At 57.4% G+C, this 26756-nt stretch carries 39 protein-coding genes and 1 pseudogene; 3 read left to right on the top strand and 37 right to left on the bottom strand.

Going from position 1 to position 26756, the window contains the following annotated elements; all coding sequences use genetic code 11:
* Position 1: 1 nt before the first annotated feature.
* Both galU and CWI75_RS17035 read right to left on the bottom strand, forming a co-directional pair.
* Positions 2-829, bottom strand: coding sequence for a UTP--glucose-1-phosphate uridylyltransferase GalU (galU, locus tag CWI75_RS17040; protein ID WP_101522736.1), 828 nt, complete (start codon positions 827-829; stop codon positions 2-4).
* Complete coding sequence (locus CWI75_RS17035) at positions 826-2265, bottom strand: mannose-1-phosphate guanylyltransferase/mannose-6-phosphate isomerase (protein ID WP_101522735.1); 1440 nt, start codon at positions 2263-2265, stop codon at positions 826-828. The genes galU and CWI75_RS17035 overlap by 4 nt, the downstream gene beginning before the upstream one ends.
* Before the next feature lie 231 nt (positions 2266-2496).
* Between CWI75_RS17035 and fabA the strand changes: the two genes are divergently transcribed.
* Positions 2497-3012: a 3-hydroxyacyl-[acyl-carrier-protein] dehydratase FabA gene (fabA, locus tag CWI75_RS17030; RefSeq protein ID WP_101522734.1), complete on the top strand. Its 516-nt coding sequence runs from the start codon at positions 2497-2499 to the stop codon at positions 3010-3012.
* A gap of 4 nt (positions 3013-3016) precedes the next feature.
* Positions 3017-4243, top strand: a complete 1227-nt coding sequence (gene fabB, locus CWI75_RS17025) for a beta-ketoacyl-ACP synthase I (RefSeq protein ID WP_101522733.1) — start codon at positions 3017-3019, stop codon at positions 4241-4243.
* Here fabB and CWI75_RS17020 read toward each other — a convergent pair.
* The 5 genes and pseudogenes from CWI75_RS17020 to CWI75_RS18750 form a co-directional block, all read right to left on the bottom strand.
* Entirely contained in the window at positions 4240-5445 is a 1206-nt protein-coding gene (locus CWI75_RS17020; protein ID WP_101522732.1) for a molybdopterin molybdotransferase MoeA, read from the bottom strand. The two genes, fabB and CWI75_RS17020, sit on opposite strands and share 4 nt — an antisense overlap.
* Complete coding sequence (moaB, locus tag CWI75_RS17015) at positions 5438-5965, bottom strand: molybdenum cofactor biosynthesis protein B (RefSeq protein ID WP_101522731.1); 528 nt, start codon at positions 5963-5965, stop codon at positions 5438-5440. The genes CWI75_RS17020 and moaB overlap by 8 nt, the downstream gene beginning before the upstream one ends.
* A gap of 22 nt (positions 5966-5987) precedes the next feature.
* On the bottom strand, positions 5988-6848 hold the full coding sequence (locus CWI75_RS17010) for a sugar nucleotide-binding protein (RefSeq protein WP_162300119.1): 861 nt from the start codon (positions 6846-6848) through the stop codon (positions 5988-5990).
* A gap of 48 nt (positions 6849-6896) precedes the next feature.
* Positions 6897-7415 (bottom strand): single-stranded DNA-binding protein, encoded by a 519-nt coding sequence (ssb, locus tag CWI75_RS17005; protein WP_101522729.1) that lies wholly within the window; start codon positions 7413-7415, stop codon positions 6897-6899.
* 167 nt (positions 7416-7582) lie between these two features.
* Positions 7583-8721 (bottom strand): annotated as a pseudogene (locus CWI75_RS18750) (MFS transporter).
* A 243-nt stretch (positions 8722-8964) separates the two neighbouring features.
* On the opposite strand from CWI75_RS18750, the gene uvrA reads away from it, so the two are divergent.
* Complete coding sequence (uvrA, locus tag CWI75_RS16990; protein ID WP_101522726.1) at positions 8965-11865, top strand: excinuclease ABC subunit UvrA; 2901 nt, start codon at positions 8965-8967, stop codon at positions 11863-11865.
* A gap of 60 nt (positions 11866-11925) precedes the next feature.
* Here uvrA and rplQ read toward each other — a convergent pair whose 3' ends face one another.
* From rplQ to CWI75_RS16840, 30 genes are all read right to left on the bottom strand, one after another.
* The gene (gene rplQ / locus CWI75_RS16985) at positions 11926-12315 is read right to left on the bottom strand and encodes a 50S ribosomal protein L17 (RefSeq protein WP_101522725.1); all 390 of its coding nucleotides are present in this window, start codon (positions 12313-12315) and stop codon (positions 11926-11928) included.
* Positions 12316-12374: 59 nt separating this feature from the next.
* Entirely contained in the window at positions 12375-13379 is a 1005-nt protein-coding gene (locus tag CWI75_RS16980) for a DNA-directed RNA polymerase subunit alpha (RefSeq protein ID WP_101522724.1), read from the bottom strand.
* Positions 13380-13416: 37 nt separating this feature from the next.
* Positions 13417-14037: a 30S ribosomal protein S4 gene (gene rpsD, locus CWI75_RS16975; protein ID WP_101522723.1), complete on the bottom strand. Its 621-nt coding sequence runs from the start codon at positions 14035-14037 to the stop codon at positions 13417-13419.
* 19 nt (positions 14038-14056) lie between these two features.
* The gene (gene rpsK / locus CWI75_RS16970; RefSeq protein WP_101522722.1) at positions 14057-14449 is read right to left on the bottom strand and encodes a 30S ribosomal protein S11; all 393 of its coding nucleotides are present in this window, start codon (positions 14447-14449) and stop codon (positions 14057-14059) included.
* A gap of 80 nt (positions 14450-14529) precedes the next feature.
* Positions 14530-14886, bottom strand: coding sequence for a 30S ribosomal protein S13 (rpsM, locus tag CWI75_RS16965; protein ID WP_101522721.1), 357 nt, complete (start codon positions 14884-14886; stop codon positions 14530-14532).
* Positions 14887-15034: 148 nt separating this feature from the next.
* On the bottom strand, positions 15035-15151 hold the full coding sequence (gene rpmJ, locus CWI75_RS16960) for a 50S ribosomal protein L36 (protein WP_101522720.1): 117 nt from the start codon (positions 15149-15151) through the stop codon (positions 15035-15037).
* Positions 15152-15178: 27 nt separating this feature from the next.
* Positions 15179-16504, bottom strand: a complete 1326-nt coding sequence (secY, locus tag CWI75_RS16955; RefSeq protein WP_101522719.1) for a preprotein translocase subunit SecY — start codon at positions 16502-16504, stop codon at positions 15179-15181.
* Entirely contained in the window at positions 16505-16939 is a 435-nt protein-coding gene (gene rplO, locus CWI75_RS16950) for a 50S ribosomal protein L15 (protein WP_101522783.1), read from the bottom strand. It lies immediately after the preceding gene.
* Between the two features lie 15 nt (positions 16940-16954).
* Complete coding sequence (gene rpmD / locus CWI75_RS16945; protein ID WP_101522718.1) at positions 16955-17137, bottom strand: 50S ribosomal protein L30; 183 nt, start codon at positions 17135-17137, stop codon at positions 16955-16957.
* Between the two features lie 18 nt (positions 17138-17155).
* On the bottom strand, positions 17156-17668 hold the full coding sequence (rpsE, locus tag CWI75_RS16940; protein ID WP_101522717.1) for a 30S ribosomal protein S5: 513 nt from the start codon (positions 17666-17668) through the stop codon (positions 17156-17158).
* 9 nt (positions 17669-17677) lie between these two features.
* Positions 17678-18028 carry a 50S ribosomal protein L18 gene (gene rplR, locus CWI75_RS16935; RefSeq protein WP_101522716.1) on the bottom strand — a complete coding sequence of 117 codons (351 nt, stop codon included), beginning with the start codon at positions 18026-18028 and terminating at the stop codon, positions 17678-17680.
* A 10-nt stretch (positions 18029-18038) separates the two neighbouring features.
* Positions 18039-18566 (bottom strand): 50S ribosomal protein L6, encoded by a 528-nt coding sequence (gene rplF, locus CWI75_RS16930; protein ID WP_101522715.1) that lies wholly within the window; start codon positions 18564-18566, stop codon positions 18039-18041.
* Positions 18567-18592: 26 nt separating this feature from the next.
* Positions 18593-18988, bottom strand: a complete 396-nt coding sequence (rpsH, locus tag CWI75_RS16925; RefSeq protein WP_101522714.1) for a 30S ribosomal protein S8 — start codon at positions 18986-18988, stop codon at positions 18593-18595.
* Between the two features lie 15 nt (positions 18989-19003).
* On the bottom strand, positions 19004-19309 hold the full coding sequence (rpsN, locus tag CWI75_RS16920; RefSeq protein WP_101522713.1) for a 30S ribosomal protein S14: 306 nt from the start codon (positions 19307-19309) through the stop codon (positions 19004-19006).
* A gap of 12 nt (positions 19310-19321) precedes the next feature.
* Positions 19322-19861, bottom strand: a complete 540-nt coding sequence (gene rplE, locus CWI75_RS16915) for a 50S ribosomal protein L5 (protein ID WP_101522712.1) — start codon at positions 19859-19861, stop codon at positions 19322-19324.
* A gap of 23 nt (positions 19862-19884) precedes the next feature.
* Positions 19885-20199: a 50S ribosomal protein L24 gene (gene rplX, locus CWI75_RS16910; RefSeq protein ID WP_101522711.1), complete on the bottom strand. Its 315-nt coding sequence runs from the start codon at positions 20197-20199 to the stop codon at positions 19885-19887.
* Positions 20200-20225: 26 nt separating this feature from the next.
* A complete protein-coding gene (gene rplN / locus CWI75_RS16905) occupies positions 20226-20594 on the bottom strand; it encodes a 50S ribosomal protein L14 (RefSeq protein ID WP_101522710.1) in 369 nt (122 codons plus the stop codon).
* Positions 20595-20634: 40 nt separating this feature from the next.
* Positions 20635-20901: a 30S ribosomal protein S17 gene (gene rpsQ, locus CWI75_RS16900; protein WP_101522709.1), complete on the bottom strand. Its 267-nt coding sequence runs from the start codon at positions 20899-20901 to the stop codon at positions 20635-20637.
* A 2-nt stretch (positions 20902-20903) separates the two neighbouring features.
* Positions 20904-21095 carry a 50S ribosomal protein L29 gene (gene rpmC, locus CWI75_RS16895; RefSeq protein WP_101522708.1) on the bottom strand — a complete coding sequence of 64 codons (192 nt, stop codon included), beginning with the start codon at positions 21093-21095 and terminating at the stop codon, positions 20904-20906.
* Positions 21095-21508 carry a 50S ribosomal protein L16 gene (gene rplP / locus CWI75_RS16890; RefSeq protein WP_101522707.1) on the bottom strand — a complete coding sequence of 138 codons (414 nt, stop codon included), beginning with the start codon at positions 21506-21508 and terminating at the stop codon, positions 21095-21097. The genes rpmC and rplP overlap by 1 nt, the downstream gene beginning before the upstream one ends.
* An 11-nt stretch (positions 21509-21519) precedes the next feature.
* On the bottom strand, positions 21520-22191 hold the full coding sequence (gene rpsC, locus CWI75_RS16885) for a 30S ribosomal protein S3 (RefSeq protein WP_101522706.1): 672 nt from the start codon (positions 22189-22191) through the stop codon (positions 21520-21522).
* A gap of 17 nt (positions 22192-22208) precedes the next feature.
* On the bottom strand, positions 22209-22547 hold the full coding sequence (gene rplV / locus CWI75_RS16880) for a 50S ribosomal protein L22 (RefSeq protein WP_101522705.1): 339 nt from the start codon (positions 22545-22547) through the stop codon (positions 22209-22211).
* A gap of 27 nt (positions 22548-22574) precedes the next feature.
* Complete coding sequence (gene rpsS / locus CWI75_RS16875; protein WP_101522704.1) at positions 22575-22850, bottom strand: 30S ribosomal protein S19; 276 nt, start codon at positions 22848-22850, stop codon at positions 22575-22577.
* 38 nt (positions 22851-22888) lie between these two features.
* On the bottom strand, positions 22889-23716 hold the full coding sequence (rplB, locus tag CWI75_RS16870) for a 50S ribosomal protein L2 (protein WP_101522703.1): 828 nt from the start codon (positions 23714-23716) through the stop codon (positions 22889-22891).
* A gap of 14 nt (positions 23717-23730) precedes the next feature.
* Positions 23731-24027 carry a 50S ribosomal protein L23 gene (rplW, locus tag CWI75_RS16865; protein ID WP_101522702.1) on the bottom strand — a complete coding sequence of 99 codons (297 nt, stop codon included), beginning with the start codon at positions 24025-24027 and terminating at the stop codon, positions 23731-23733.
* Positions 24024-24641 carry a 50S ribosomal protein L4 gene (gene rplD, locus CWI75_RS16860; RefSeq protein ID WP_101522701.1) on the bottom strand — a complete coding sequence of 206 codons (618 nt, stop codon included), beginning with the start codon at positions 24639-24641 and terminating at the stop codon, positions 24024-24026. Before rplD ends, rplW begins: the two co-directional genes overlap by 4 nt.
* An 18-nt stretch (positions 24642-24659) precedes the next feature.
* Complete coding sequence (gene rplC / locus CWI75_RS16855; RefSeq protein WP_101522700.1) at positions 24660-25295, bottom strand: 50S ribosomal protein L3; 636 nt, start codon at positions 25293-25295, stop codon at positions 24660-24662.
* Positions 25296-25421: 126 nt separating this feature from the next.
* Positions 25422-25733 carry a 30S ribosomal protein S10 gene (gene rpsJ / locus CWI75_RS16850; protein ID WP_101522699.1) on the bottom strand — a complete coding sequence of 104 codons (312 nt, stop codon included), beginning with the start codon at positions 25731-25733 and terminating at the stop codon, positions 25422-25424.
* Between the two features lie 385 nt (positions 25734-26118).
* Positions 26119-26361 (bottom strand): HP1242/YdcH family protein, encoded by a 243-nt coding sequence (locus CWI75_RS16845; RefSeq protein WP_101522698.1) that lies wholly within the window; start codon positions 26359-26361, stop codon positions 26119-26121.
* A gap of 310 nt (positions 26362-26671) precedes the next feature.
* Positions 26672-26756, bottom strand: an 85-nt coding sequence (locus tag CWI75_RS16840; protein WP_206604777.1) for an EF-Tu C-terminal domain-related protein, incomplete at its 5' end; no start/stop codon positions are given.

Genomic DNA, 26756 nt, shown 5'->3' with positions numbered 1-26756 from the left:
ATCATTGGTTTGAGTAGATGTTTTCATACACGTAGTTGGTGGCTTCGACAAAACCCGGCACACTACCGCAATCAAAGCGCCGCCCCTTGAAGCGATAGGCCATGACACAACCCCGTTGCGCCTGGGTCTGCAGTGCGTCGGTGAGCTGAATCTCCCCATTGGCGCCGGGCTCTGTCTCACGCAGGATATCGAAGATATCCGGGGTCAGGATATAACGGCCGATGATCGCCAGATTTGAGGGCGCGTCGGCGGGGTCCGGCTTTTCAACCATCTTGTCCACGCGGTACACACCGTCCTTGAGAGCCTCACCGGCGATTACGCCATATTTGTTCACATCCTCCATCGGCACCTCCTGAATCGCCACGATGGAACAGCGAAACTGGCGGTAAAGCTCAGCCATCTGGCTGAGCACACCCGGACCATCATTAAGGCAGAGGTCATCAGACAACACTACGCCAAACGGCTCGTGGCCTATCAGTGATTCACCGGTAAGGATTGCATGGCCCAGGCCTTTCATCTCGCGCTGGCGAACCATGGTAAAGACGCCTTTATCCAGCACATTGCGAATACTGTCCAGATAGCGTTCCTTGCCAGTACCCGATATCTGGTGCTCGAGCTCGAAGCTGATATCAAAATGGTCGGCGATCGCACGCTTGCCGCGACCCGTCACCAGGGCACAGGTGGTCATGCCCGCCTCAAGCGCTTCTTCAACCCCATACTGCACCAGTGGTTTGTTGACCACCGGCAGCATTTCCTTGGGCATGCTCTTGGTCGCCGGTAAAAACCGGGTACCGTAACCTGCTACGGGGAACAGACATTTCGTGATCACAGGCTTATCTCCTCTGCGGTTAAGGCAGGCTTTTCACGGCCGTAGACATCTTCGAAACGAACAATATCATCTTCGCCCAGGTAGCTTCCGGACTGCACTTCAATCAGTTCCAGTGGAATGCGTCCCGGGTTGGCCAGCCGGTGCTTGTGACCCAGGGGGATATAAGTGGATTCATCTTCGCCGAGCATGAACACCTTGTCTTCGCAGGTCACCTCCGCGGTGCCCCGCACCACAATCCAGTGTTCCGCCCGGTGGTGATGCATTTGCAGCGACAGGGTCTGGCCGGGATTAACGATAATACGCTTGACCTGGAAACGCTCTGCCGTGACCAGGGATTCATAAGATCCCCAGGGACGATATACACGGGAATGCAGGGACACTTCCGGCCGCGCATCCGCCTTCAGGCGATTGACGATACGCTTCACATCCTGAACCCGGGCACGATCCGCCACCAGAATCGCATCGGCAGTTTCCACCACCACCAGGTTATCAACGCCGGTCGCGGCGACCAGGCGCGACTCGCTGCGAAAATAACTGTTGTTACAGTTGTCCAGGATCACATCACCGTGACATACATTACCACTTGCATCGCGCTCGGCCACATCCCACAGCGCAGACCAGGCGCCCACATCGCTCCAGCCGCAGTGCAGTGACGCCACCGCGCCCAGGGTGGTATGTTCCATAACCGCATAGTCAATACTGTCGGCCGGACAGGCCCGAAAAGCCTCCAGCTGCGGACGAATGAAATCCAGGTCCGTGGTAGCGGAGGCCATGGCGCGCTGGCAACAGGCCAGGATCTCGGGCTGAAATTCGCCCAACTCCTCAAGATAAGTGGCCGCGCGCAGCAAAAACATGCCGCTGTTCCAGAGGTAATTGCCGCTATCGACATAGGACTGGGCAAGCACGCTGTCCGGCTTCTCGACAAATGCCTCCAGCTCGTAGAGTTCAGGACCGAGGGCGCCACCACAGCGGATATAGCCGTAACCGGTTTCCGGGGCAACGGGAACGACCCCAAAGGTCATCAACCGGCCCTGCTGCGCCAACGGCAAGGCACTGGCAACCGCGTCGGCAAATGCATCGACATCCTGGATCAGGTGATCGGCCGGCAACACCAGCAGGATCGCCTCCGGATCCCGCGCCAATTCGCGAATTGCGGCCAGTGCCACCGCGGGTGCCGTATTGCGCCCTTCCGGCTCCAGAATCAAGCCGCTGGCGGCAATCCCTACCTGGCGCAATTGTTCCGCCACCATGAACCGGTGCTCCTCATTACAGACCACTACCGGCGCAGTGGACTCCAGACTGCCGGTACGCTGCAGCGTCTGTTGCAGCATGGTGAGTTCGCCTGCAAGAGGCAGGAACTGCTTGGGGTGCAGCTCTCTGGATACTGGCCAGAGGCGGCTACCGACGCCACCGGACAGCAAAACTGGAGTAAGCATGGGTATCCTTACGGGAAACAAATGAAGTCACAACAACCAACACAGTTGAGGCCAGACTGAGCGCTTATCTTAACTGAAGGATACAGGCAGAGGCCAGCCACGAGTAAGCGCACATGCGCCGCAGCGCTGGACTTGTGCCCCGCAGGTATTAGAATGGCTCCCCTGGACACCGCGAACGGGCCAGATCGTTCCGTTCGCTTTCATGCTTATGCCGAGGCTAATTGATACCCTATGACTGGACAACACACATTTGCCAAAGAGGAGCTTGTCGCCTGCGGCCTCGGAGAACTGTTTGGTCCCGGTAATGCACAATTACCTACCGATAATATGCTGATGCTTGATCGCATCACCCATATCAGCTCAGAGGGCGGGCGTTTCGGCAAGGGCGAGGTTGTCGCTGAGCTCGACATCCACCCCGACCTCTGGTTTTTCCAATGCCATTTCCCGGGTGACCCGGTAATGCCCGGCTGTCTCGGCCTGGATGCAATGTGGCAGCTGGTCGGCTTCTTTCTGGGCTGGCGCGGCAACCCCGGCAAGGGACGCGCCCTGGGTTCCGGCGACGTCAAGTTTACCGGCCAGGTTTTACCGTCGGCAAAAAAGGTCAGTTACAACATCCATATAAAGCGGGTTATCGAACGGAAATTGATCATGGGCCTTGCCGATGGCATCCTCTCGGTGGATGGTCGCGAAATTTACACAGCCAACGACCTGAGAGTCGGGTTGTTCACGTCAACGGAGACGTTCTAGGATCATGAGCAGAAGGGTAGTAATAACAGGCATGGGTATTGTGTCCTGTCTTGGCAACGACGCCGAGACAGTCGCAAGTTCACTCTACGAGGGGCGTTCAGGCATCGGCCTGCGCCAGGAACAAATCGATATCGGCATGCGCTCGCATGTCGCTGGGGCGCCACAGATTAATATCGCCGACCACATAGACCGCAAGCAGTTGCGGTTCATGGCCGATGCCGCCGCCTATGCCTATATTTCAATGCAGCAGGCAATCGATGATGCAGGTCTCAGCGATAACGATGTGTCCAACGTGCGAACCGGCATTATTGCCGGCTCCGGTGGCGCCTCTTCCGCCAGCCAGACCGAGGCCGCGGACATCCTGCGAGAGCGGGGTTTGCGCCGGGTAGGTCCCTACCGGGTCACCCAGACAATGGGCAGCACCGTATCGGCGTGCCTGGCGACGCCCTTCAAAATCAAGGGCGTGAACTATTCCATCTCCTCTGCCTGCTCCACCAGCGCCCATTGTATCGGCAGCGCAATGGAACAGATCCAGATGAACAAGCAGGACCTGGTCTTTGCCGGTGGCGGTGAAGAACTGCACTGGACCCTGAGCAGCCTGTTTGATGCCATGGGCGCGCTTTCCACCAAATACAATGATACGCCCGAGCGGGCCTCGAGGGCCTACGATGCCAATCGCGATGGTTTCGTGATTGCCGGGGGTGGCGGTATGCTGGTTCTGGAGGAACTGGAGCATGCCAGAGCCCGTGGCGCGAAAATCTACGCTGAACTGGTGGGCTACGGTGCCACGTCGGATGGTTACGATATGGTATCGCCGTCCGGTGAGGGCGCCGTGCGCTGCATGCAACAGGCGCTCGCCACGGTAGAGGGCCCTATTGATTACATTAATGCCCACGGGACCAGCACACCTGCCGGGGATATTCAGGAACTTAAAGCGGTGCGGGAAGCGTACAGTGGTCACGAGCAGATTCCCGTAGTGGGTTCCACCAAATCCCTGTCCGGACACTCACTGGGGGCAGCCGGGGTGCAGGAGGCCATTTACTCCCTGCTGATGCAGGAGCGCGGCTTCATAGCCGCGTCGGCAAACATTGAAAACCTCGACCCAGAAGCCGCGGGCCTGCCCATCGCTGTTACCCGGCATGACGAGGTAGACCTGCAACGCGTGATGTCCAACAGTTTCGGCTTTGGCGGCACCAACGCATCCCTGGTTTTCCAGAAGTTCAATGGTTAGCCGAACGTATCCAGCAGCAGGATTTCAACCTGGTCACCTTCGGCAACCGTAGCACCCACCGGTATCACCGCCAGGGCATTGCTCTGGCAGACCGAACTCAACACACCGGAGCTCTGGTTGGCAAAAGGCCTTGCCACCAGCCCGCCAGCCTCCGGTTGCACATTTACCCGCAGATACTCCTGTCGGCTGCCGGCTTGGGTAACCGCGAACGCCGCCCTTGCCGACAGTGGCAGCGGGGCAAGCTCCGTAGCACCCTGGCAGCGAAGCAGGAATGGCCTCGCCAGCAAACAGAACGTGACATAGCTGGACACCGGATTGCCCGGCAGGCCAATGAATGGCACGCCCAGTACGTTCCCGAAAGCAAGCGGCTTGCCGGGCTTGATCGCCAGGCGCCACAGCAACAATTCTCCCAGTTGCCGCACCTCCTCTTTGATATGATCTTCCTCGCCGACCGACACACCGCCAGAGCTGATAACGCAATCGGCGTTAGTCGCCGCCCATCGTAATGCGATTGCGGTAGCATCGACATCATCGGCAACAATGCCGCAGTCCACCACCTCGAGACCCAGCGCCTGCAGCAGGCCCGCCAGCATCACCCGGTTTGAATTATAAACCTGCCCGGCACCCAGCGGCCCGGTTCCGGGCTCGACCAGTTCATCGCCTGTCGATAACAGCGCCACCCTGAGCGGACTGAATACTGTCACCTCCCCGTGACCGACGGAGGCAAGCAGGCCCAGGTCGGCAGCACTCAGCCGGCGGCCGGCGCGCAGCACACAGTCGCCCTCCGCCAGGTCCTGGCCGCGTCGGCGGATATTGGCTCCAGCGGTAACCGCAGCCTGCACCCGGAGAACGCCCTGTTCCTCTACACAGTTTTCCTGCATGACCACGGTATCGGCGCCGGTGGGGACAGGCGCACCAGTGAAAATCCGGGCTGCGGTTCCCGGCGCCAGCGGCCGGGGTGAAGCACCGGCGGGAATCCGCTGGGTGACCGGGAGAGGGCCCGCCGCATCCGCTGCGCGCAGGGCATAACCATCCATCGCGCTGTTGTCCTCTCCCGGCACTGCTATTGCGGCCCTGATATCCTCGGCCAACACGCATCCGCGCGCCCGCAACAACGACCGGGACTCAGTTTTCACCGGCGCTGTTGCCTGTTCCAGCAGCGCCGCCAGGGCATCACTAACCGCCAACAAAGTACTACTCAACGCCGGCCCGCACCTGTAGCACACCGACAAAATTACACGGCCGGTGGCAACTGTCGAGCTGCTCGCTGATAATACCGGTCCAGGCTGTGCGGCAGGCACCGGTTGACCCGGGCATACAGAAGATCACCGTACTGTTGGCCATCCCCGCCAGGGCACGGGACTGGATGGTAGAGGAGCCGATTTCAGCGAGGGACAAGGCGCGAAACACCTCCCCAAAACCCTCGATTGTCTTGTCCAGCAAGGGGCTTACTGCCTCCGGTGTCGAATCTCGACCGGAAAACCCGGTACCACCGGTTACCAGTACCGCGTGAATATCGTCATCGGCAATCCAGGCGGAGAGTATCGCCCTGATCTGGTAAATATCATCCCTGACAATGTGCCTGGCCCGGCAGTGATGCCCCGCTGATACCAACGCCTCCTGAAGGTAACGGCCCGACGTGTCGGTACTTTCGCTGCGGGTATCGGAAACGGTGAGCACCGCGATACCCAGCTCAGTGGTCGTTTCGCAGCTAACTGGCATGACAGAGTTACTCCGCTTTGGGCTATTGGCGATGGTAAAAGTAGTCCCGCACAGCATCGGCCACAAAGCCACGCCAGGGTACCTGCTTGATGGCAAAGGTATTGCGAATCCGGCCGCAGTGCAGGGATCGGTTGATAATCTCGGGGGCGTCTGCGGCCGCAAGCTGTACCGCGTCTGCAGAGAATTCGGAGAACTGCGAGGCACAGGCAAACAGTACCTCGGCAAACTCATAGCAGTTGGTCGCATCGGGGCTGCAGTAATGATAGGTACCCCAGGCCTCGGCACCTGCGCTTAGCTGGTCAATGATCCCGGCCACAACCCTGGCAGCATCCACGGATTCGATCGGACCGCCGCGCTGTTGATTGTTCAACACCAGCTGCCCGCCGGCCATGAGCTGCTCAAGCATGTGCGAGAGTACATTGACACCGCGGGCAGAAAATACCGGCCCCAGCCGCAATACCAGGTGGCGCGGGCAAGTGCTGCGGACCAGCTCCTCGGCCCTCGCCAGCAGCTGGCCAACGGTTTCGGAGTTATCCGGGGTATCGTCTTCCCGGTAAAGACGCCCGGCATCTCCGGCAAATACCCGGGCACTGGACACCAGCAGGTAGCAGCCACCGTTGCGTTGACACGACTTGGCCAGCCAGTGGCACCGGTCCGTATCCAGCTCGGTAATAAGTTCGCCACTGTCGATGGCGCCCTCTATCCTCGCATCAATTACAATATCGCTGTTGCTGCGACGTACCACCTTTTTTGCGTGGCGCTCGCTCTTCCAGCGGGATGATGTCATCGACACTGTCTCGAGCTCGTGCCTGCCCCAGCGCTGCAGGTGGGCCGTGAGTGCCAGCCCGAGGGATGTATCGGATCCGATCAGCAGTACCCGCAAAGCCAGGCCTCCGGTCTACCAGGAAAAGAGTGTGGCTGCATTCCGGGCTCAGAACGGGATATCGTCGTCAAATTCGCTAAAATCTCCCGCTGGTGAACCACTGGACTGCGGCTGGGCAGGCTGCCTGGACCCTGCCGGCGGCGAAGAGTCTTGTGGAGCACCCTGGTTATAGTCTCCCTGGGCGTAGTTGCCGCCGCCCTGCTGTCCGCCGCCCTGCTGGCCGCTACCGCGGCTGTCCAGCATCTGCATTTCAGCCGCCACTATTTCAGTGGTGTAACGATCCTGCCCATCCTGCCCTTGCCATTTGCGCGTGCGAAGAGAGCCTTCCACGTACAATTTCGAGCCTTTTTTAAGATACTCGCCCGCGATCTCCGCCAGCCGATTGAAAAATACTATCCGGTGCCACTCGGTACGCTCTTGTGGCTGACCGGTTTGCTTGTCTTTCCAGCTTTCGGATGTGGCGAGAGTAACGTTGGTTACTGCGCCGCCGGATGGCATATAACGGACCTCTGGATCAGCGCCCAGATTGCCCACCAGAATGACTTTGTTTACCCCCCGTGAAGCCATGGGAACTCCTTTGTCATGGACGGTTTGCGAATAAGAATGAGTCGGCGACTATAGCAATCCCGCCCTGCAAATGCGACAGCATTAGTGGCCAGAGGCCATCAGATCAGGCCAGCACCCGCGTGCAGGGCAGCAAGGTGTTCGCTGCCGGCCCTGCAGGCCCTGCTGACTCAGGGAGCCAGGGCTTCATCTGCGGGCCGGACACTGCCGAAAGCCTGGGGCAGCGCCAGCAGGAACCAGAGCCCGACAAGCGCCAGGCACATAGCGGTGATGCCGAAAACCCCAAACTGTTCCAGTACTACACCACCCATCACACCGCCGGCAAAAATGCCAAGGAACTGGGCCGTGGAAAAGATACCCATGGCGGTACCCTTGCCACTGGCAACGACCGCTTTACTCACCATGGACGGCAGTGTCGCTTCCATATAATTGAAGCCGACGAAGAACAGCCACAAACCGGCATAGAAAATCCATGCACGCTGTGCCACGCCCAAAACCGCCAGCGCAACAAACAACAACGCAATGCTGGCCAGGAATGCCAGGCGAGGGCGGTCGCCACGCTCCGCCAGACGCATCAACGGGATAATACCCGCCACTGACAACAGCACTGCCGGCAAGTAAACCTGCCAGTGAAGCTCCCGGGCCACACCGAGGGTGGCTTCCAGCGTAGTGGGTACCACCTGGAAACTCACCATGAGCACGAAATGCAGGATAAAAATGCCGGCATCCAGCCGCAGCAATGCGGAATTGCGCAGGTTATGGGCAATCAGGTTGGTCCGGGTACCGACCTCGGCATGGGTGACGCCAATGGTCGGCGGGCTGGGCACCCGCCAATACACCACCGCGATACCGGACAACGCAAGCAGCGCGGTAACCCCAAAACCAGCTCAAGGCCGCCATAAGCCGCCAGCAAAGGGCCTGCAACCAATGCCAGGGCGAAGGCAAGGCCAATACTGGCCCCGACTATCGCCATGGCCTTGGTGCGCTGCTCTTCGCGGGTAAGGTCCGCCACCAGCGCCATGATACTGCTGGCAATGGCGCCGGCACCCTGTAACAGGCGGCCCGCGATAACACCGTAGATGGTGTCGGCACAGGCGGCCACTACACTGCCCAGGGCAAAAATGAGCAGCCCCCCGATAATAACCGGCTTGCGACCGATACGGTCCGACAACCAGCCAAAGGGAATTTGCAGACAGGCCTGGCTCAGGCCGTAAATACCCAGGGCCGTACCAATAAGCGCGGGGGTCGCCCCGTCCAGCTCCGCCGCATACAGTGCCAGTACGGGGAGCACCATGAACAGGCCGAGCATACGGAAGTTATACAGCAACGCCAGGGACGTTACCGAGCGCCGCTCCAGCGGCGTCATGGGGTATTTGGTAATCACAAGGCAGCAACTTTACGGTGGTCAACCTGTCTATAATAGCAGTTCTCGCACACCCCAACATCCGCGAAGGGGTTGGCTGCGTACATCCACTACAATATTTGCCTGCACGCTTTGCTTACATACAGAGGCAGGCTCTATACTATCGTGTTTGATCAACAACGGAGAATCATGGACACCATTCACGTCCGCGGTGCGCGCACGCACAACCTGAAAAATATCGACCTGGACATTCCCAGAGACAAGCTGGTCGTGATCACCGGACTCTCGGGTTCAGGCAAGTCCTCACTGGCGTTTGACACCCTCTACGCCGAGGGCCAGCGGCGCTATGTAGAGTCACTGTCCACCTATGCCAGGCAGTTCCTCTCGATGATGGAAAAGCCCGATATCGACCACATCGAAGGCCTGTCGCCGGCGATTTCCATCGAACAGAAGTCCACCTCCCACAACCCTCGCTCAACCGTGGGGACTATTACCGAGATCTACGATTACCTGCGCCTTCTCTATGCGCGGGTTGGCGAGCCACGCTGTCCGGATCATGGTGAAAGCCTGCAGGCGCAGACCGTCAGCCAGATGGTTGACCTGGTCCTCGGCCTGCCCGAGGGTACCCGGCTGATGCTGCTCGCTCCGGTAATAAAAGCGCGCAAGGGTGAGCACCTGCACGTATTTGAAGAATTGCGCGCCTCGGGCTTTGTACGCGCCAGAATCGACGGTATCGTCACCGACCTGGACGATTTGCCCAGCCTTGACAAGAAACGCAAGCATTCCATTGACGTGGTGGTCGACCGCTTCAAGGTGCGCGACGATATCGGCTTGCGCCTCGCTGAATCCTTCGAAACCGCGCTGGGCCTTACCGATGGCCTGGCGGCGGTGAGCTATATGGATGGCGACGGTGAGGAGATCATGTTCTCCGCCCGCTTCGCCTGCCCTGTCTGCGGCCACAGCATCGACGAGCTTGAGCCGCGAATGTTTTCCTTTAACAACCCGGCCGGCGCCTGCAGTAGCTGCGATGGCCTGGGGGTAAAACAGTTTTTTGATGCCGAGCGCGTTGTCCTGCACCCGGAATCGAGCTTGGCGGAAGGTGCCATTCGCGGCTGGGATCGGCGTAATGTGTATTATTTTCACATGCTCACCAGCCTCGCGGAACACTACGGCTTTTCCATCGATACGCCCTTTAATGAACTGTCCGCGGAACATCGCGGGATTATCCTCTACGGCAGTCAGGGCGAGGATGTCGCCTTCGCCTATATCAACGACCGGGGCGATATCCACAAGCGCACGCATCCGTTTGAGGGCATCATTCCCAATATGGAACGCCGCTACCGCGATACGGAGTCCCAGTCCGTGCGCGAGGAGCTCGCCAAATTCCTGTCCACACAACCCTGCCCCGACTGCCATGGCACACGCCTGCGCCAGGACGCACGCCACGTCTTTGTTGACGATCGCAATTTGCCCAGCATCACCGAGATGCCTGTAGGCGACGCCGAGGTCTATTTCGGACAGCTGCAACTCGAAGGCCGCAAGGGCGAAATTGCCAGCAAGATACTGAAGGAATTACGGGCTCGATATCGGTTCCTGGTAGACGTTGGTCTCAATTACCTGACCCTGAGCCGCAGTGCCGAGACCCTGTCGGGCGGCGAAGCGCAACGCATCCGCCTGGCGTCGCAGATCGGCGCCGGGCTGGTGGGCGTCATGTACATCCTGGATGAGCCCTCCATCGGCCTGCACCAGCGCGACAACGAACGACTGCTGGGAACCCTCACCCACCTGCGCGACCTGGGCAACACCGTGCTGGTCGTAGAGCACGACGAGGACGCGATCCGCAGCGCAGATCATATTATCGATATTGGCCCGGGTGCCGGGGTTCACGGTGGCCAGATAGTGGCCCAGGGGCAGCTTGCCGATATCACCGGCAATGAACAATCCCTCACCGGCGCCTACCTCTCCGGCAAACGCAGTATCGCGGTACCCGCCCGGCGCACCGCACCGGACCCGAAGCAACAACTGCTGCTTTCGGGCGCTACCGGCAACAACCTTTGCGGCGTTAACCTGGCACTCCCCCTGGGGCTGCTCACCTGTATCACCGGCGTATCCGGTTCCGGCAAGTCCACCCTGATCAACAACACACTCTATCCACTCGCCGCTACCGAACTGAACGGTGCCACCACGTTGATGCCGGCGCCCTACGAAAGCGTTGAAGGCATGCAGCTTATCGACAAGTGTATTGATATTGACCAAAGCCCCATCGGCCGCACCCCGCGTTCAAACCCCGCCACTTACACCGGTATTTTCACTCCGGTACGTGAACTGTTTGCGGGCACCCAGGAAGCGCGCTCCAGAGGCTACAAGCCGGGGCGCTTCAGCTTCAATGTGAAGGGTGGACGCTGCGAAGCTTGCCAGGGGGATGGTGTTACCAAGGTGGAAATGCACTTTTTGCCCGATATATTCGTGCCCTGCGACGTGTGCAAGGGTAAACGCTACAATCGGGAAACCCTCGAAGTCCGCTACAAGGGCAAGAACATCCACGAAGTCCTGGAGATGACGATAGAGGATGCCCTCGTGTTTTTCGAACCGGTGCCGACCGTGGCGCGCAAACTGCAAACCCTGATAGACGTCGGTCTCACCTACGTGCGCCTGGGGCAGGCCGCCACAACCCTGTCCGGCGGTGAGGCACAGCGAGTCAAGCTGTCACGGGAGCTGTCCAAACGCGATACCGGCAAGACGCTTTACATCCTCGATGAGCCCACAACCGGCCTCCACTTTGAGGATATTCGCCAGTTACTGGACGTACTCCACCGGCTCCGCGACCACGGCAATACCGTCGTCATTATTGAGCACAACCTGGATGTTATCAAAACCGCAGACTGGATTGTGGACCTGGGACCAGAGGGGGGCTCCGGCGGAGGCCAGATCATCGCCACGGGCACCCCCGAGGATGTCGCCGGGGTTGCAGGGTCCTATACCGGGCAGTTCCTGGGACCGATGCTGCGAAAGCAGGCCGCAGCGGACGCGCAGTTACAGGCGCCAGAAAAGACTACGCGGAAAGCTGGCAAGAAAAAAGCGACAGCCTGAGTGGGACACAAAAAAAAGCCGGGTATCGACCCGGCTTTTTTTTGACTGGATACCGTGGGGTTATTCGTCGCCGGCTTCCAGATCTTCCACCTGCGGGCGGTCAACCAGCTCGACATAGGCCATCGGCGCTTTGTCGCCCGCGCGCAGACCGCACTTGAGGATGCGAATATAACCACCGGGACGCTCGAGGTACCGTGGACCCAGCTCGGTAAAAAGCTTGCCCACAGCAGCCTTGTCACGCATGCGATCGAAGGCCAGCCTGCGATTCGCTACGCTATCGCTTTTACCCAGGGTAATAAGGGGCTCCGCGTAGCTGCGCAGTTCCTTCGCCTTGGGAAGCGTGGTCTTGATCAACTCGTGCTCCAGCAGAGACACGGTCATGTTCCGGAACATCGCCTTACGATGCGAGCTGTTCCTGTTTAACTGACGTCCGCTATGTCGATGACGCATTTTTACTGTCCTATACTGTCTGTGCTATCTCAGCACTGCCAACTGTTAATCCGGGTGGTTTAGATGCTCAACACCCGGTCATCGTTTCTCAAGCTGGCTGGTGGCCAGTTATCCAGGCGCATACCCAGCGATAAGCCGCGCGACGCCAATACATCCTTGATCTCTGTCAGTGACTTTTTGCCCAGGTTCGGCGTTTTCAAAAGCTCCACTTCGGTCCGCTGGACCAGATCGCCAATGTAGTAAATATTCTCTGCCTTGAGGCAGTTAGCCGAACGAACCGTAAGTTCCAGGTCATCGACCGGCCGCAGCAGGATCGGATCTACTTCATCCTCTTCCACCACAGACTCCGATTCGCTCTCGCTTTCGAGGTCAACAAACACCGCCAGCTGCTGCTGGAGTATAGTCGCCGCCCGGCGAATTGCCTCTTCGGGATCAATGGTTCCGTTGGTTTCCAGGTCCAGCACCAGCTTGTCGAGGTCGGTGCGCTGCTCAACACGCGCGGCCTCAACTACGTAAGACACCCGGTTAATCGGGGAAAACGTGGCGTCGAGGTGAAGCCTGCCAATGGAACGCGTTTCCTCTTCCGGGTTTTCACGGGAATCCGCCGGAGAGTAACCACGACCGCGAGCCACTGTCAGCTTCATACTGATATCGGAGCTGGCATTCAAATGGCAAATTACGTGATCGGGATTACGAATTTCAATGTCGTGGTCGACCTGGATATCGCCCGCCGTCACCACACCCGGTCCCTTGCGTGCCAGCGTGAGTTCGGCTTCTTCCTTACCGTTCATGACCAGCGCCACGCCCTTGAGGTTCAGCAGAATCTCGATGACGTCTTCCTGGACACCCTCAATTGCGCTGTATTCATGGAGAACGCCGTCGATTTCCACTTCGGTAATCGCGCAACCGGGCATGGAGGACAGCAGAATGCGACGCAGGGCGTTACCCAGAGTGTGGCCGAAGCCGCGCTCCAGTGGCTCCAGCGTCACCTGGGCGCGCGTGGGCGTCTTTTCTTCGACATTGATCACGCGCGGTGTTAAAAATTCATTTACTGCAGTCTGCATTCTGGCACCTGTATTGTTAGGTTAGTCCTAAGTCGGATTACTTCGAGTACAGTTCCACGATCAGGTTTTCGTTGATCTCGGATGACAGGTCCTGCCGCTCGGGCACCGACTTGAATACTCCTTCCAGCTTATCGCTATTTAACTCGATCCACTCGGGCTCTCCGCGCTGCGCCGCCAAAGCCAGGGCTGACTGCACACGCAGCTGCTTCTTGGCCTTTTCCCGCAGGGATACAATGTCACCGGCCTTAACCTGATAGGACGCAACGTTAACCACTGCCCCATTTACCAGGATCCCCTTATGGGCAACCAGCTGGCGGGATTCCGCGCGGGTAGAACCAAAACCCATGCGGTAAACAACGTTATCCAGGCGGCATTCAAGCAGCTGCAGCAGGTTTTCACCCGTGGCGCCCTTGAGACGCGCAGCCTCTTTGTAGTAGTTGCGAAACTGCTTTTCGAGAACACCGTAGATACGACGTACTTTCTGCTTTTCGCGAAGCTGTACCCCGTAGTCAGACAGGCGGCCGCGGCGGGCACCATGCTGGCCTGGAACGGATTCGGGTTTACACTTGCTTTCCAGCGCACGCACTCCGCTCTTGAGGAACAGATCTGTTCCTTCACGACGGGAGAGCTTGCACTTGGGTCCAATATATCGAGCCATGTCAGTCTTCCTGTAAGCGTTATACGCGACGTTTCTTGGGCGGACGGCAGCCGTTATGGGGAATAGGCGTTACATCAGTGATGCTGCCGATCTTGTAGCCACATGAATTCAGTGCGCGCACCGCCGATTCACGGCCTGGGCCGGGGCCCTTCACCTGTACGTCGAGATTCTTCAATCCATACTCTTTCGCCGCTTCTCCGGCGCGCTCCGAAGCCACCTGGGCAGCGAAGGGGGTGCTCTTACGCGAGCCGCGAAAGCCGGAACCACCCGAGGTAGCCCAGCTCAGGGTATTACCCTGACGGTCCGTGATGGTGATAATGGTGTTGTTAAACGACGCATGAATGTGCGCTATACCATCAACGACGGTCTTGGTGATCTTCTTGCGAGTGCTTTTCGCACCTGGCTTAGCCATATTCTATTTCCTGATTTAATATCAACACTGCACTCGGGTGCAGCTACACTAAAAGGATTCGCGCGTTACAGGCAGCTGCCTTAGCGGCGAATCGGTTTCCGCGGACCCTTCCGGGTACGGGCATTGGTCTTGGTGCGCTGGCCTCGAAGCGGCAGACTGCGACGATGACGCAACCCACGATTGCAACCAAGGTCCATAAGACGCTTGATATTCATCGACACTTCACGACGCAGGTCACCCTCTACCGTGAGATCCCCTATCTTGGTGCGTAGCGAATCCATCTCCACTTCGCTGAGTTCGCCGATCTTGGCATTCTCAGCAACGCCGGTAGCGGCGCACAGATATTTGGCCTGGGTACGTCCCACGCCAAAAATGTAGGTCAAGGCGATAACAGCATGCTTGTTATCAGGTACGTTGACGCCGGCAATACGAGCCATGCAACTATCTCCAAATACTCAATTCATCGCTTTGCGCTGGGCAAACACTCACCACCGGGGCACCAACTGGCACTAAGGGTGGCCGCGAAGGGCGCAGCATTCTAGCGGTAAGTTTACAAAAAATCAACACTCAAGAAACCGGGCGATTTCAGCCCTGGCGCTGTTTGTGACGCGGGTCGGTGGTACAGATAACCCGTACCACACGATTGCGACGTACGATCTTGCAATTTCTGCAGACCTTCTTGACTGACGCACGTACTTTCATCTCTCTATCTCCAATGACCGGTCCGCGCTAGCGGCCGGAAGCACCATAGTTGTTCAATTTCGCTTTTTTCATCACCGAGTCATACTGATGCGACATCAGATGGCTCTGAACCTGCGCCATGAAATCCATAACCACGACCACCACAATCAATAGTGACGTGCCACCCAGATAAAACGGGACGTTCCACATGACCACCAGAAACTGGGGCATGAGACAGACCAGTGCGATATACGCCGAACCAAACACCGTCAACCTCGTCAACACACCGTCGATATAGTTGGCGGTTTGCTGGCCGGGGCGGATCCCTGGTACAAACGCACCGGAGCGCTTGAGATTGTCCGCCACTTCCTGTGGGTTGAACATCAGCGCCGTGTAAAAGAAACAGAAGAACACGATAAACGCCGTAAACAACAGGATATTCAGCGGCTGGCCGGGGCCTATCGCCACTGCCAGGTCCTGTAGCCAATCGGCCGAGCCACTGGACCCGAACCACTGCGCAATCGAAGCCGGGAACAGCAATATACTGCTGGCGAAAATCGCCGGAATCACGCCCGCCATATTCACTTTAAGTGGCAGGTGGGAGCTCTGGGCCTGCATCATCTTGCGGCCCTGCTGGCGCTTGGCATAATTGACCGTAATCCGGCGCTGCCCGCGTTCGATGAACACGATCAGGTAGATCACGGCGATGGCCAGCGACAACACAAACAGCAGGATAAGGATGTTCAGTTCACCCTGCCGCGCCTGCTCCAGGGATTGCCCTATCGCAGAGGGAAGCCCCGCAACAATACCCGCAAAAATCAACAGCGATATACCGTTACCAACACCCTTCTCGGTAATTTGCTCCCCAAGCCACATCATGAACACGGCACCGGTGACCAGTGAAGTGATCGCGATCACGTAAAACACGATTGAGGCATCGTAGGACATGCCCTGGTTAGCCATACCGACGGTCATGCCGGTAGCCTGAACGAGTGCGAGCACCACGGTAAGATAGCGGGTGTACTGGCTGATTTTACGCCGCCCGGACTCACCCTCTTTCTTCAACGCCTCCAGCTGCGGTGTCACCGCCGACATCAACTGCATAATAATGGACGCAGAGATATACGGCATGATACCGAGAGCCAGAATGCTCATGCGCTCCAGCGCACCGCCGGAAAACATGTTCGCCAGGCCCAGGATGGTACCCTGGTTCTGGTTGAACAGCGCCGCCAACTGGTTGGGGTCGATACCGGGCACAGGGATGTGTGTCCCTATGCGGTATACGATTATCGCCAGTAAGACAAAACGAAGGCGGGAAAAAAGCTCACCCTTCCCCGCCTTGGCACCCGCTGCTGGCAGTTGCGCTTTCGCCATTTATTCCTCGACTTTCCCGCCGGCCTGTTCAATTGCCTCACGTGCACCCTTGGTGACCGCAAGACCCTTGACCGTCACGGCCCGGGTAATTTCGCCAGACAGAAAGACGCGCACTCGACGAATATCCTGACGAATCACGTCAGCCGCCTTCAGCGCATCAACATCAATTACATCGCCCTGGATCGCGCTCAGCTCGCCCAGGCGAACCTGCGCAGTAGTCCGCGCGACACGAGACGTAAAACCGTACTTGGGCAGTCGCTTCTGCAGCGGCATCTGACCGCCTTCGAAGCCCGGCCTAACCGTACCACCGGAACGTGACTTCTGGCCTTTATGACCACGGCCGGCTGTTTTACCCAGCCCGCTGCCGATTCCTCGCCCCACACGCTTGGCGTCCTTACGGGCGCCCGGATTAGCGCTCAGGCTATTCAGTCGCATAACATCTGACATGATTTATTCCTCGATCCGGACCAGGTAATTCACTTGATTGATCATGCCACGTACCGAGGGCGTATCTTCAACCTCAACAGTGTGGCCGATACGGCGCAGACCCAAACCCGCCACACAGGCGCGGTGGTTCTTCAGGCGACCGTGGACGCTTTTAACCTGTGTAACCTTGATAGTAGCTTTAGCCATGACTAGCCAATCCAATAATTAATTCAAAATTTCTTCGACAGTCTTGCCGCGCTTGGCTGCCACATCGTCCGGCGAAACCATGTCACGCAAGCCGTTGAAGGTTGCTCGTACGACGTTGACCGGATTGGTTGAGCCGTAGCACTTGGCCAGAACGTTATGCACACCCGCGATTTCAAGAACAGCACGCATCGCGCCACCGGCAATGACACCGGTACCCTCGGATGCTGGCTGCATATAAACCTTGGATGCTCCATGGCTGGCCTTAACGGGGTACTGGATAGTACCGTTGTTCAGCTCAACCTGGATCATGTTGCGGCGAGCCGCCTCCATCGCTTTCTGGATTGCGACCGGCACTTCACGCGCCTTGCCACGACCAAAACCTACCTTGCCCTTGCCGTCGCCGACAACAGTGAGTGCGGTGAAGCCGAATATACGCCCCCCCTTGACCACCTTGGCAACGCGGTTGACCTGAACCAGCTTTTCCTGGAGGTCGCCTTCCTGTTGCTGCTTTTTCTGATCGTTAAAAGCCATAGTGCTACCCTAAAATTCCAGTCCACTTTCACGAGCAGCGTCGGCGAGCGCCTTGACACGTCCGTGATACTTGAAGCCGCTGCGGTCGAATGCGACCTTGCTGACACCCGCCGCTTTGGCGCGCTCGGCAACCAGCTTGCCTACGGCGGCCGCTGCCTCGGCGTTGCCCGTACTGCCGCTGCGCAGCGTACTGTCCAGGGTTGACGCACTGGCCAATACCTTATCGCCAGCGGGCGCAAAAACCTGGGCGTAGATATGCTGCGGAGTACGGTGAATGCTCAGGCGAACTACGCCCTGCTCACGCATACGATTCCGCGAACGACGCGCCCGACGCAGCCTTGATTCGTTTTTTGTACTCATCTCAACCTACCTACTTCTTCTTGGCTTCTTTACGGCGGACTATCTCGTCCGAGTAACGAATACCCTTACCCTTGTAGGGCTCTGGCGGACGGAAGCTGCGAAGTACCGCAGCCGCCTGGCCAACAGCCTGCTTGTCAATACCACGCAGGACCACTTCGGTCTGCGTCGGTGTTTCGGCGCTGACACCCTCGGGCAACGTGTAGTCGACCGGGTGCGACAGACCGACGGTCAGGTTCACTGACTTGCCATCCGACTTGGCACGATAACCGACACCGTTGAGCAGCAAGCGCCGCTCCCAGCCGTCACTAACGCCAATGACCATGTTGTTAACGAGCGCACGTGTGGTGCCCGCAAGCGCCCTGCACTTTTCGTTTGCGTAAGCAACCCTGAGGACAGATTCCTCCTGGGTAATGTCAATACCTTCGCTCAGCTGGAACGCGAGCGAACCACGACCACCCTTTACCGTAACATCACGGCCGTTCAAGGTAACTTCCACCCCTTTGGGTAGCGGTACCGGATTTTTTGCGACTCTAGACATGCTAAATGCCCTTCAATTCAATAAACTCAAAATACGGTGCAGAGTACTTCACCACCGACGCCGGCAGCGCGAGCTGCACGATCGGTCATAACACCCTTGGAAGTTGACACGATCGCCACCCCCAAACCGTTGCGAACAGTAGGCAACTCACCCTGGGCGGCATATCTGCGCAGGCCAGGACGACTTATACGGTCAATTTCTGCAATGACCGGCTTGCCCTGATAATACTTGAGCTCGACGCTAAGCCTTGGCTTGACACCATCGACGGTAGCAGCGAAATCTACAATAAAGCCTTCTTCTTTCAAAACATTCGCAACAGCTGCCTTGAGCTTGGAACCAGGCATCTCAACAGTTGCCTTGCCAGCCATTTGGCCGTTACGAATACGGGTCAGCATATCTGACAGCGGATCTTGCATACTCATTTTCGAATCTCTCCGTTACCAGCTGGCTTTAACCAGACCAGGTACATCCCCGCGCATGGCTGCTTCACGCAACTTGTTACGGCACAGGCCAAATTTACGATAAACACCGTGAGGACGACCGGTCACCTGACAGCGATTCCGCTTGCGTACCGGGCTGGCGTCCCGCGGTAACTTCTGCAGCGCAATCTGGGCTTCCCACTTAGCATCGTCCGATGCATTCTGGTCGGCCAGAACAGCCTTCAGGGCAGCCCTTTTTACCGCGTACTTTACTACCAGTTGAGCGCGCTTTTTCTCACGTGCGATCATCGATTTCTTAGCCATTAAATAAGCCTCTTAACTTTTCAGTGGGAAGTTGAAGGCGCGCAGCAGGGCGCGACCCTCATCATCCGTACGAGCCGTAGTGGTGATCGTTATATCCATACCGCGTAACGCATCCACCTGGTCGTATTCGATTTCGGGGAATATAAACTGCTCGGTGACACCCATGGCAAAGTTGCCGCGACCATCAAACGACTTGGGGCTGATACCGCGAAAGTCACGTATCCGGGGGATCGCGACGCTCACCAGCCGCTCCAGGAACTCGTACATACGGTCGGACCGCAGGGTCACCTTGCACCCAATCGGCCAGCCGTCACGAATCTTGAACCCGGCAATGGACCGACGTGCCAGTGTAACAACCGGCTTCTGGCCGGATATTTTCTGCATGTCGCCTACGGCGTTTTCCAGCACTTTCTTGTCACCAACCGCCTCACCAACACCCATATTCAGGGTGATCTTGGTGATGCGCGGGATTTCCATCACATTCGCCAGACCCAGCTCTTCCCTCAGGCGGGGAGCAATCTCGCTCTTGTATTTGTGTTTCAACGTTGCCATGTCTTTTACCTTTAACCCCGACTTCAGGCGTCAATCGCCTCGCCACTGGATTTGAAGATACGCAGCTTGGTATCTCCTTCGACTTTGAAGCCCACACGGTCAGCCTTACTGGTAGCCGGATTGTAGATCGCGACATTGGACACCTGGATAGGTGCCTCGCGCTCCACAATACCACCCGCCACACCCATCTGCGGATTGGGCTTGGTGTGCTTCTTCATCATGTTAACGCCAGCGACCACCACACGATCGTCAGCCAGCACCTTGCGAACCTTGCCGCGCTTACCCTTGTCCTTACCGGCCAGGATAATCACTTCGTCATCGCGCTTGATCTTAGACATTTTGCTTCCTCTCTCTCTCGGCCGGTTCAGATAACTTCTGGAGCCAGAGAAATGATCTTCATGAACTTGTCACCGCGCAGCTCACGAGTCACCGGCCCAAATATACGGGTGCCGATAGGCGCTTGCTGGTTGTTGAGCAAAACCGCTGCGTTGTCGTCAAACTTGATCAGAGAGCCATCAGCCCGACGCACGCCTTTACGAGTGCGCACCACTACCGCTGTCATCACCTGGCCTTTCTTGACCTTGCCGCGCGGAATCGCTTCCTTTACGGTGACCTTGATGAGGTCGCCAACGCGCGCATAACGCCGCTTGGAGCCACCCAACACCTTAATACACATCACCCGGCGGGCGCCGCTGTTATCGGCCACTTCCAGGTACGACTCTGTCTGAATCATCTTCTACTCCAAACTGCGGCGGAGCCGCAAAATACTGCGCTTAAACCTGGGGGACACTTTCCACAACTTCGAGCAACTTCCACGTCTTGCTCTTGGAAATGGGGCGCGACTCGGTAACCTTCACGGTGTCGCCGATCGAACACTCATTGTTTTCATCATGAGCGTGGATCTTCGAGGACCGGGTAATATACTTACCGTAAACCGGGTGCTTTACCCGCCGCTCGATCAATACTGTGATCGTCTTGTCCATCTTGTTGCTGACAACCTTTCCAGTTGCCACCCGTATACGCTTCTCTGCACCAGACATACTCAATTACCCGCCTTTTCTTTCAGTACAGTCTTGACGCGTGCAATGTCCCGCTGGTTCTGCTGGAGCAGATGAGTCTGCCCAAGCTGCCCAGTGGACTTCTGCATGCGCAGCTTGAACTGCTCTTCACGCAGGGTGAGCAGCTGCTTGTTAAGGTCCTCTCCGGACTTATCCTGCAATTCGCTAGCTTTCATTACATCACCGACCGTTTAACAAATGCCGTAGCCACCGGGATCTTCGCTGCTGCCAGCGCAAACGCCTCGCGAGCCAACTCTTCGGACACACCCTGTACTTCATACAGGACGCGACCCGGCTGAATCTGGGCTACCCAGTACTCAACATTACCCTTACCTTTACCCTGGCGGACTTCCAGCGGCTTGCCCGTGATAGGCTTGTCCGGGAAGACACGAATCCAGATTTTACCGCCACGCTTAATGTGGCGAGTCATCGCACGACGAGCAGCTTCGATCTGACGCGCAGTGATCCGGCCACGGCCGGTCGCTTTCAAACCGTATTCACCGAAGCTGACTTTGCTACCGCGCTCCGCCAGACCGCGATTGCGGCCCTTCATCATCTTGCGAAACTTTGTACGCTTTGGTTGAAGCATCTGCGTAACCCTTAATTAGTTGCTGTCTTCTTGGCGCTGTCTGACTGGTCACCAGTGCCAATTACTTCGCCTTTGAAAATCCAGACCTTGACCCCGATGATGCCGTAAGTCGTTGCCGCTTCGTAGGTCGCGTAGTCGATGTCGGCGCGCAGCGTATGCAGCGGGACACGACCCTCGCGATACCACTCGGAACGCGCAATTTCAGCACCGCCGAGACGCCCACCCACCTGGATCTTGATGCCTTCGGCGCCCTGGCGCATCGCATTTTGTACGACCCGCTTCATCGCCCGACGAAACATCACCCGGCGCTCCAGCTGTTGCGCAACATTCTGCGCGACCAGCCTGGCATCGAGGTCCGGCTTGCGAATCTCCTCGATGTTGATGTGCACGGGCACACCCATCTTTTGAGCGAGCTTCTTGCGCAGGCTATCCACATCCTCACCCTTCTTGCCGATCACGATACCAGGACGCGCGGTATGAATAGTGATGCGGGCAGTTTGCGCCGGACGCTCAATAACAACGCGACTGACGGAAGCGTGGTCAAGCGCTTTCTCAATATACTTGCGCACCGACAGATCGGTGATCAAGGTCTTCGCATAGTTCTTGGTGTCCGCATACCAGATCGAATTATGATCCTTGACGATGCCCAAACGTATGCCGATCGGATGTACTTTCTGACCCATGTGGTCTTCTCCTGAACTTAGCCTTCGCCGTCCGCAACTTTTACTGTGATGTGACAGCTGCGTTTGAAAATACGGTCAGCGCGGCCCTTGGCACGCGGACGCAGACGCTTCATTGTCATACCTTCGTCTACAAAGATGCTGGACACCTTCAATTCATCAACGTCCGCGCCTTCATTGTTCTCAGCATTGGCAATCGCAGAATCAAGAATCTTCTTGACTATGTGAGCCGCTTTCTTGGGGCTGAACTCAAGCAGGCTAAGCGCTTCTTCAACGGACATGCCGCGTACCTGGTCAGCAACCAGGCGAGCCTTTTGCGCCGATATCCGCGCGCCTTTCAGTCTTGCTGCAACTTCCATTTCCTAAACCTCGCTATAGACCAGCGCCTAGCGCCTCGCCTTTTTGTCCACAATATGCCCCTTGAATGTGCGAGTTACCGCAAATTCACCGAGCTTATGACCAACCATATCTTCGTTGATCAACACCGGAACATGCTGCCGGCCATTGTGGATGGCGATCGTAAGACCAACCATATCGGGCGATATCATGGAACGGCGCGACCAGGTCTTGATCGGGCGACGATCGTTACTCTCAATCGCTGCTTCAACTTTTTTCATCAAGTGAAGGTCAATAAAAGGACCTTTCTTCAGTGAACGCGGCACAATGTCTTCCTCTAATTTCCTGGCTCTATCGACCGTACTTATTTCTTACCACGACGGCGCACGATCAATGCGTCAGTACGCTTGTTCGAACGGGTCTTGTAACCTTTGGTCGGCGTGCCCCATGGGCTCACCGGGTGACGACCACCGGAGGTGCGGCCTTCACCACCACCATGCGGGTGATCGACCGGGTTCATGGCAACACCACGTACCGTCGGACGCACACCACGCCACCGCGAAGCCCCTGCCTTACCCAACTTCCTCAGGCTGTGCTCGGAGTTCGAGACCTCACCCAGGGTAGCGCGGCAGTCAGACAACACTTTACGCATTTCACCTGAACGCAAACGCAGCGTCGCGTACTGGCCCTCGCGGGCCACCAACTGAACTGAAGTGCCGGCGGAGCGTGCTATTTGCGCGCCCTTGCCAGGCTTCATCTCTATGGCATGGATCACCGAGCCAACCGGGATGTTGCGCAGCGGCAGGCAGTTACCGGGCTTGATCGGCGCTGCCGACCCGGAAACCAGCGAGTCGCCGGACTTTACACCCTTGGGAGCGATAATGTAACGGCGCTCGCCATCGGCAAACAACAGCAACGCAATATGCGCAGTGCGGTTGGGATCGTATTCAATACGCTCAACCTTGGCCGGAATGCCGTCCTTGGTGCGCTTGAAATCAATAATCCTGTAATGCTGCTTGTGACCACCACCAACATGACGGGTAGTAATTCGGCCGTTGTTGTTACGGCCACCGTTACGTGACTGCGCCTCCAGCAAAGGCGCATAGGGATCACCCTTGTGCAGGCCTTCACTGCTCACACGGACGACGTGACGACGACCGGGAGAAGTGGGTTTACTTGTCAAAACTGCCATTTCGAACCTACTCCTTATTCAGCCACGGCGAGGTCGATTTCCTGACCACGCTCGAGTCGAACATATGCCTTCTTCCAGGTCGGCTTGGCGCTCTGACCATATTTGTTGCGCTTGAGCTTACCCTTCACCTTCAGAGTCTGAACAGCCTCAACCTTCACCTTGAACAATTGCTCGACAGACTTCCTGACCTCTGCCTTGGTTGCATTAACGGCAACCTTGAACACGTACTGGTTACTGGCCTCGGCCAGTGCTGCCGCCTTCTCGGAGACGTGCGGGGCAACCAGCACCTGGAAAATGCGCTCCTGATTCATGCCAGCATCTCCTCAAATTTCTTCACCGCGTCCACAGTAACCATGACCTTGTCGTAAGCGATCAGGCTAACTGGATCGACACCTTCCACGTCCCGGACATCAACCTTGTGCAGGTTACGGGCCGCGAGATACAGGTTCTCACCCAGCTCCGCAGTCACGATCAACACATTATCAAGACCGTATTCGCCAAGCTGCTTGACCAGCAACCCGGTTTTGGGCGCATCCAGGTCCATACTCTCAACAACCATCAGGCGATCCTGGCGGGCCAGCTCCGACATGATGGACTGCATGGCGGCACGATACATCTTGCGGTTCACTTTCTGGGAGTGATCCTGCGGTTGTGCGGCAAAAGTGACACCACCACTGCGCCAGATCGGCGAACGAATCGTTCCCGCCCGGGCGCGACCGGTACCCTTTTGACGCCAGGGCTTCTTGCCGCCACCACGCACTGCTGCGCGGTTTTTCTGGGCACGAGTACCCTGACGGGCACCGGCCATATAGGCAGTGACGACCTGGTGAACCAGATCTTCATTAAACTCACGCGCAAACGCTACATCAGAAACGGATACTGTACCCGCAACGGCGTTGCCCGGCTTGACTACACTCAATTCCACGTTAGAGACCCCCTAACCTTAAGCCTTGACCGCGGGACGCACAATCACGTCTCCGCCGGGTGCACCGGGGACAGCGCCCTTGATGAGTAGCAAGTTACGCTCCACATCAACACGCACGACTTCCAGCCCCTGGGTAGTAACGCTCTCGGCGCCCATGTGCCCGGACATCTTCTTGCCCTTGAACACGCGACCAGGTGTCTGACACTGACCGATGGAGCCTGGAGCACGGTGCGACAGCGAGTTGCCGTGGGTGGCGTCCTGCATGGAGAAGTTCCAGCGCTTGATAACGCCCTGGAAGCCCTTACCCTTGGACTTGCCCGCCACGTCAACCTTCTGGCCGACTGCGAAATGCTCTACGGTCAGTTCGGAACCCACTGCAGGCGCTTCCTCTGCCTCCGCGAGCCGAAATTCCCACAAGCCTAAACCCGCCTCGACACCTGCTTTCGCAAAATGCCCAGCCGCTGATTTACTCACTTTCGAGGCCTTGCGGTTGCCCGCAGTGACCTGGATTGCCCGATAGCCTTCGCCATCGAGTTCTTTGATCTGAGTAACGCGGTTTGGAGCTACCTCCACTACGGTTACTGGGATGGATATGCCGTCTTCGGTAAAAACACGTGTCATACCGGACTTACGGCCGACTAAGCCAATAGCCATTTTGCTAACCTCTCAGTGTACGGGGCTTACCCTCTATGGCCGCCCCGCTATGTAAAAAAGAGCCGGGCGTTACACACCCAACGACCTTGAGGGCCGCTGGGCCGGTCTTGCTACATCTTGTTGTAGTTATCCAAGACTAATCTGTACTTCCACACCTGCTGCCAGGTCCAACTTCATCAGAGCGTCAACGGTTTTTTCCGTGGGCTCTACGATGTCCAGGAGACGCTTGTGAGTACGAATCTCGTATTGGTCACGCGCATCCTTGTTGACGTGAGGCGATACCAGCACAGTAAATTTCTCTTTCTTGGTAGGAAGAGGAATCGGGCCCTTGACCTGGGCGCCTGTGCGACGAGCTGTCTCGACGATTTCCTGCGTAGACGTGTCAATCAGGCGATGGTCAAAAGCCTTCAGACGAATTCGAATGCGTTGGTTCTGCACTTATCCTAACTCCAATCAATAAAAAACCAGGGGTCCGCTTGGAGGCCCCCGAAAAAGGAATGCGAATTCTAATGACCCCCCGGCATAGTGTCAAGCACGACTGGGTATTATTTAAGAGAATTGGGCGTCGATAATATCCCCGGCACCGCTTGATCCACGCCCACCCTCAACAGGACGCCACACACCACAGGGCACACTGGGCGCACGGGGGTCGCCACCCGTGCCGGGGAACGTGGCCACCGCTCCTACAGCCGGGTCCTCGTGGCCTGCCGGCCATAGTCCGGCGCCAGTAAGGCGCACCCCAGGCTGCGGGGCTCAGAGACCCCAGGGAGCACCCAAAATATCCCGGACGCTCGCCCACGGCAAAAATATTTGCGCAAGCTACCTATTCGGCGGCATTGAGCATGCAATAGAGGGCATCTTTGAGGCGCAGCCGGCGGACTTTCGCCTGCTCTTCGGTCTGGGTCGATACCGGGGTCACTTCGTTCTCCATGTTCTCAATGCTGCGTGTGAGTTCATGATATTCATCAAACAGCTTGCGGAACTCCTCATCGGTGGTCTTGAGGGTATGAATACGGTCCTTGAATTCGGGAAACTCATGGATCAGGTCATGGTGTTCTACTGACATACTTGGCTCCTTGATATCGTTTTGGTGCCCGTGAGCACCCCCAGAATAAACGCGCCCCCCGCTGCACACCATGATGCAGATCATTTTAACACCCGCCCCGGTAGCAATGCCCCCAGCAACCTGCACGCACACAAGGTCGGATGCGCAGTCGCCGAGCAGGCACTCCCTCCAGCCACCACCGATATTTCAGCCAAAAAAAACCCGGCACAATGGCCGGGCTCTTATGAACTACGGAGTGATAAACCAGGGGTCAGGTCTCGCATTGTAGCATCCCGCAGGATGCTACAATGCGAGACCTGACCCCGTCATCTTATTCGATGATCTTGGCAACCACGCCGGCGCCCACTGTACGTCCGCCTTCGCGGATCGCAAAGCGCAGGCCGTCTTCCATCGCA

The sequence above is a fragment of the Kineobactrum sediminis genome (assembly GCF_002868715.1).
Classification (GTDB): domain Bacteria; phylum Pseudomonadota; class Gammaproteobacteria; order Pseudomonadales; family Halieaceae; genus Kineobactrum; species Kineobactrum sediminis.
Note: the sequence above shows the minus strand (reverse complement) of the source record. Positions and strands in the feature narration are given on the sequence as shown.

Bases quoted from the DNA above. Each gene is read 5' to 3' on its own strand.
- rpmJ (WP_101522720.1), bottom strand. From the start codon at position 15,151: ATGAAAGTACGTGCGTCAGTCAAGAAGGTCTGCAGAAATTGCAAGATC.
- rplR (WP_101522716.1), bottom strand. From the start codon at position 18,028: ATGAGTACAAAAAACGAATCAAGGCTGCGTCGGGCGCGTCGTTCGCGG.
- rpsN (WP_101522713.1), bottom strand. From the start codon at position 19,309: ATGGCTAAGAAATCGATGATCGCACGTGAGAAAAAGCGCGCTCAACTG.
- rpsM (WP_101522721.1), bottom strand. From the start codon at position 14,886: ATGGCTCGTATTGCCGGCGTCAACGTACCTGATAACAAGCATGCTGTT.
- rpsK (WP_101522722.1), bottom strand. From the start codon at position 14,449: ATGGCTAAGCCAGGTGCGAAAAGCACTCGCAAGAAGATCACCAAGACC.
- CWI75_RS16845 (WP_101522698.1), bottom strand. From the start codon at position 26,361: ATGTCAGTAGAACACCATGACCTGATCCATGAGTTTCCCGAATTCAAG.
- rplB (WP_101522703.1), bottom strand. From the start codon at position 23,716: ATGGCAGTTTTGACAAGTAAACCCACTTCTCCCGGTCGTCGTCACGTC.
- CWI75_RS16980 (WP_101522724.1), bottom strand. From the start codon at position 13,379: ATGCAGACTGCAGTAAATGAATTTTTAACACCGCGCGTGATCAATGTC.
- rpsH (WP_101522714.1), bottom strand. From the start codon at position 18,988: ATGAGTATGCAAGATCCGCTGTCAGATATGCTGACCCGTATTCGTAAC.
- rpsD (WP_101522723.1), bottom strand. From the start codon at position 14,037: ATGGCTCGATATATTGGACCCAAGTGCAAGCTCTCCCGTCGTGAAGGA.
- rplP (WP_101522707.1), bottom strand. From the start codon at position 21,508: ATGCTTCAACCAAAGCGTACAAAGTTTCGCAAGATGATGAAGGGCCGC.
- secY (WP_101522719.1), bottom strand. From the start codon at position 16,504: ATGGCGAAAGCGCAACTGCCAGCAGCGGGTGCCAAGGCGGGGAAGGGT.
- rplE (WP_101522712.1), bottom strand. From the start codon at position 19,861: ATGGCAACGTTGAAACACAAATACAAGAGCGAGATTGCTCCCCGCCTG.
- rplF (WP_101522715.1), bottom strand. From the start codon at position 18,566: ATGTCTAGAGTCGCAAAAAATCCGGTACCGCTACCCAAAGGGGTGGAA.
- rpsC (WP_101522706.1), bottom strand. From the start codon at position 22,191: ATGGGTCAGAAAGTACATCCGATCGGCATACGTTTGGGCATCGTCAAG.
- rplW (WP_101522702.1), bottom strand. From the start codon at position 24,027: ATGAATCAGGAGCGCATTTTCCAGGTGCTGGTTGCCCCGCACGTCTCC.
- fabA (WP_101522734.1), top strand. From the start codon at position 2,497: ATGACTGGACAACACACATTTGCCAAAGAGGAGCTTGTCGCCTGCGGC.
- moaB (WP_101522731.1), bottom strand. From the start codon at position 5,965: ATGCCAGTTAGCTGCGAAACGACCACTGAGCTGGGTATCGCGGTGCTC.
- rpmC (WP_101522708.1), bottom strand. From the start codon at position 21,095: ATGAAAGCTAGCGAATTGCAGGATAAGTCCGGAGAGGACCTTAACAAG.
- rpmD (WP_101522718.1), bottom strand. From the start codon at position 17,137: ATGGCTAAAGCTACTATCAAGGTTACACAGGTTAAAAGCGTCCACGGT.
- rplV (WP_101522705.1), bottom strand. From the start codon at position 22,547: ATGGAAGTTGCAGCAAGACTGAAAGGCGCGCGGATATCGGCGCAAAAG.
- ssb (WP_101522729.1), bottom strand. From the start codon at position 7,415: ATGGCTTCACGGGGGGTAAACAAAGTCATTCTGGTGGGCAATCTGGGC.
- fabB (WP_101522733.1), top strand. From the start codon at position 3,017: ATGAGCAGAAGGGTAGTAATAACAGGCATGGGTATTGTGTCCTGTCTT.
- rpsE (WP_101522717.1), bottom strand. From the start codon at position 17,668: ATGGCTTTTAACGATCAGAAAAAGCAGCAACAGGAAGGCGACCTCCAG.
- rplX (WP_101522711.1), bottom strand. From the start codon at position 20,199: ATGTCTAAGATCAAGCGCGATGACGAAGTGATTATCCTGGCCGGTAAG.
- rplO (WP_101522783.1), bottom strand. From the start codon at position 16,939: ATGCGACTGAATAGCCTGAGCGCTAATCCGGGCGCCCGTAAGGACGCC.
- uvrA (WP_101522726.1), top strand. From the start codon at position 8,965: ATGGACACCATTCACGTCCGCGGTGCGCGCACGCACAACCTGAAAAAT.
- rplQ (WP_101522725.1), bottom strand. From the start codon at position 12,315: ATGCGTCATCGACATAGCGGACGTCAGTTAAACAGGAACAGCTCGCAT.
- rplN (WP_101522710.1), bottom strand. From the start codon at position 20,594: ATGATTCAGACAGAGTCGTACCTGGAAGTGGCCGATAACAGCGGCGCC.
- rpsQ (WP_101522709.1), bottom strand. From the start codon at position 20,901: ATGTCTGGTGCAGAGAAGCGTATACGGGTGGCAACTGGAAAGGTTGTC.
- CWI75_RS17035 (WP_101522735.1), bottom strand. From the start codon at position 2,265: ATGCTTACTCCAGTTTTGCTGTCCGGTGGCGTCGGTAGCCGCCTCTGG.
- rplC (WP_101522700.1), bottom strand. From the start codon at position 25,295: ATGGCTATTGGCTTAGTCGGCCGTAAGTCCGGTATGACACGTGTTTTT.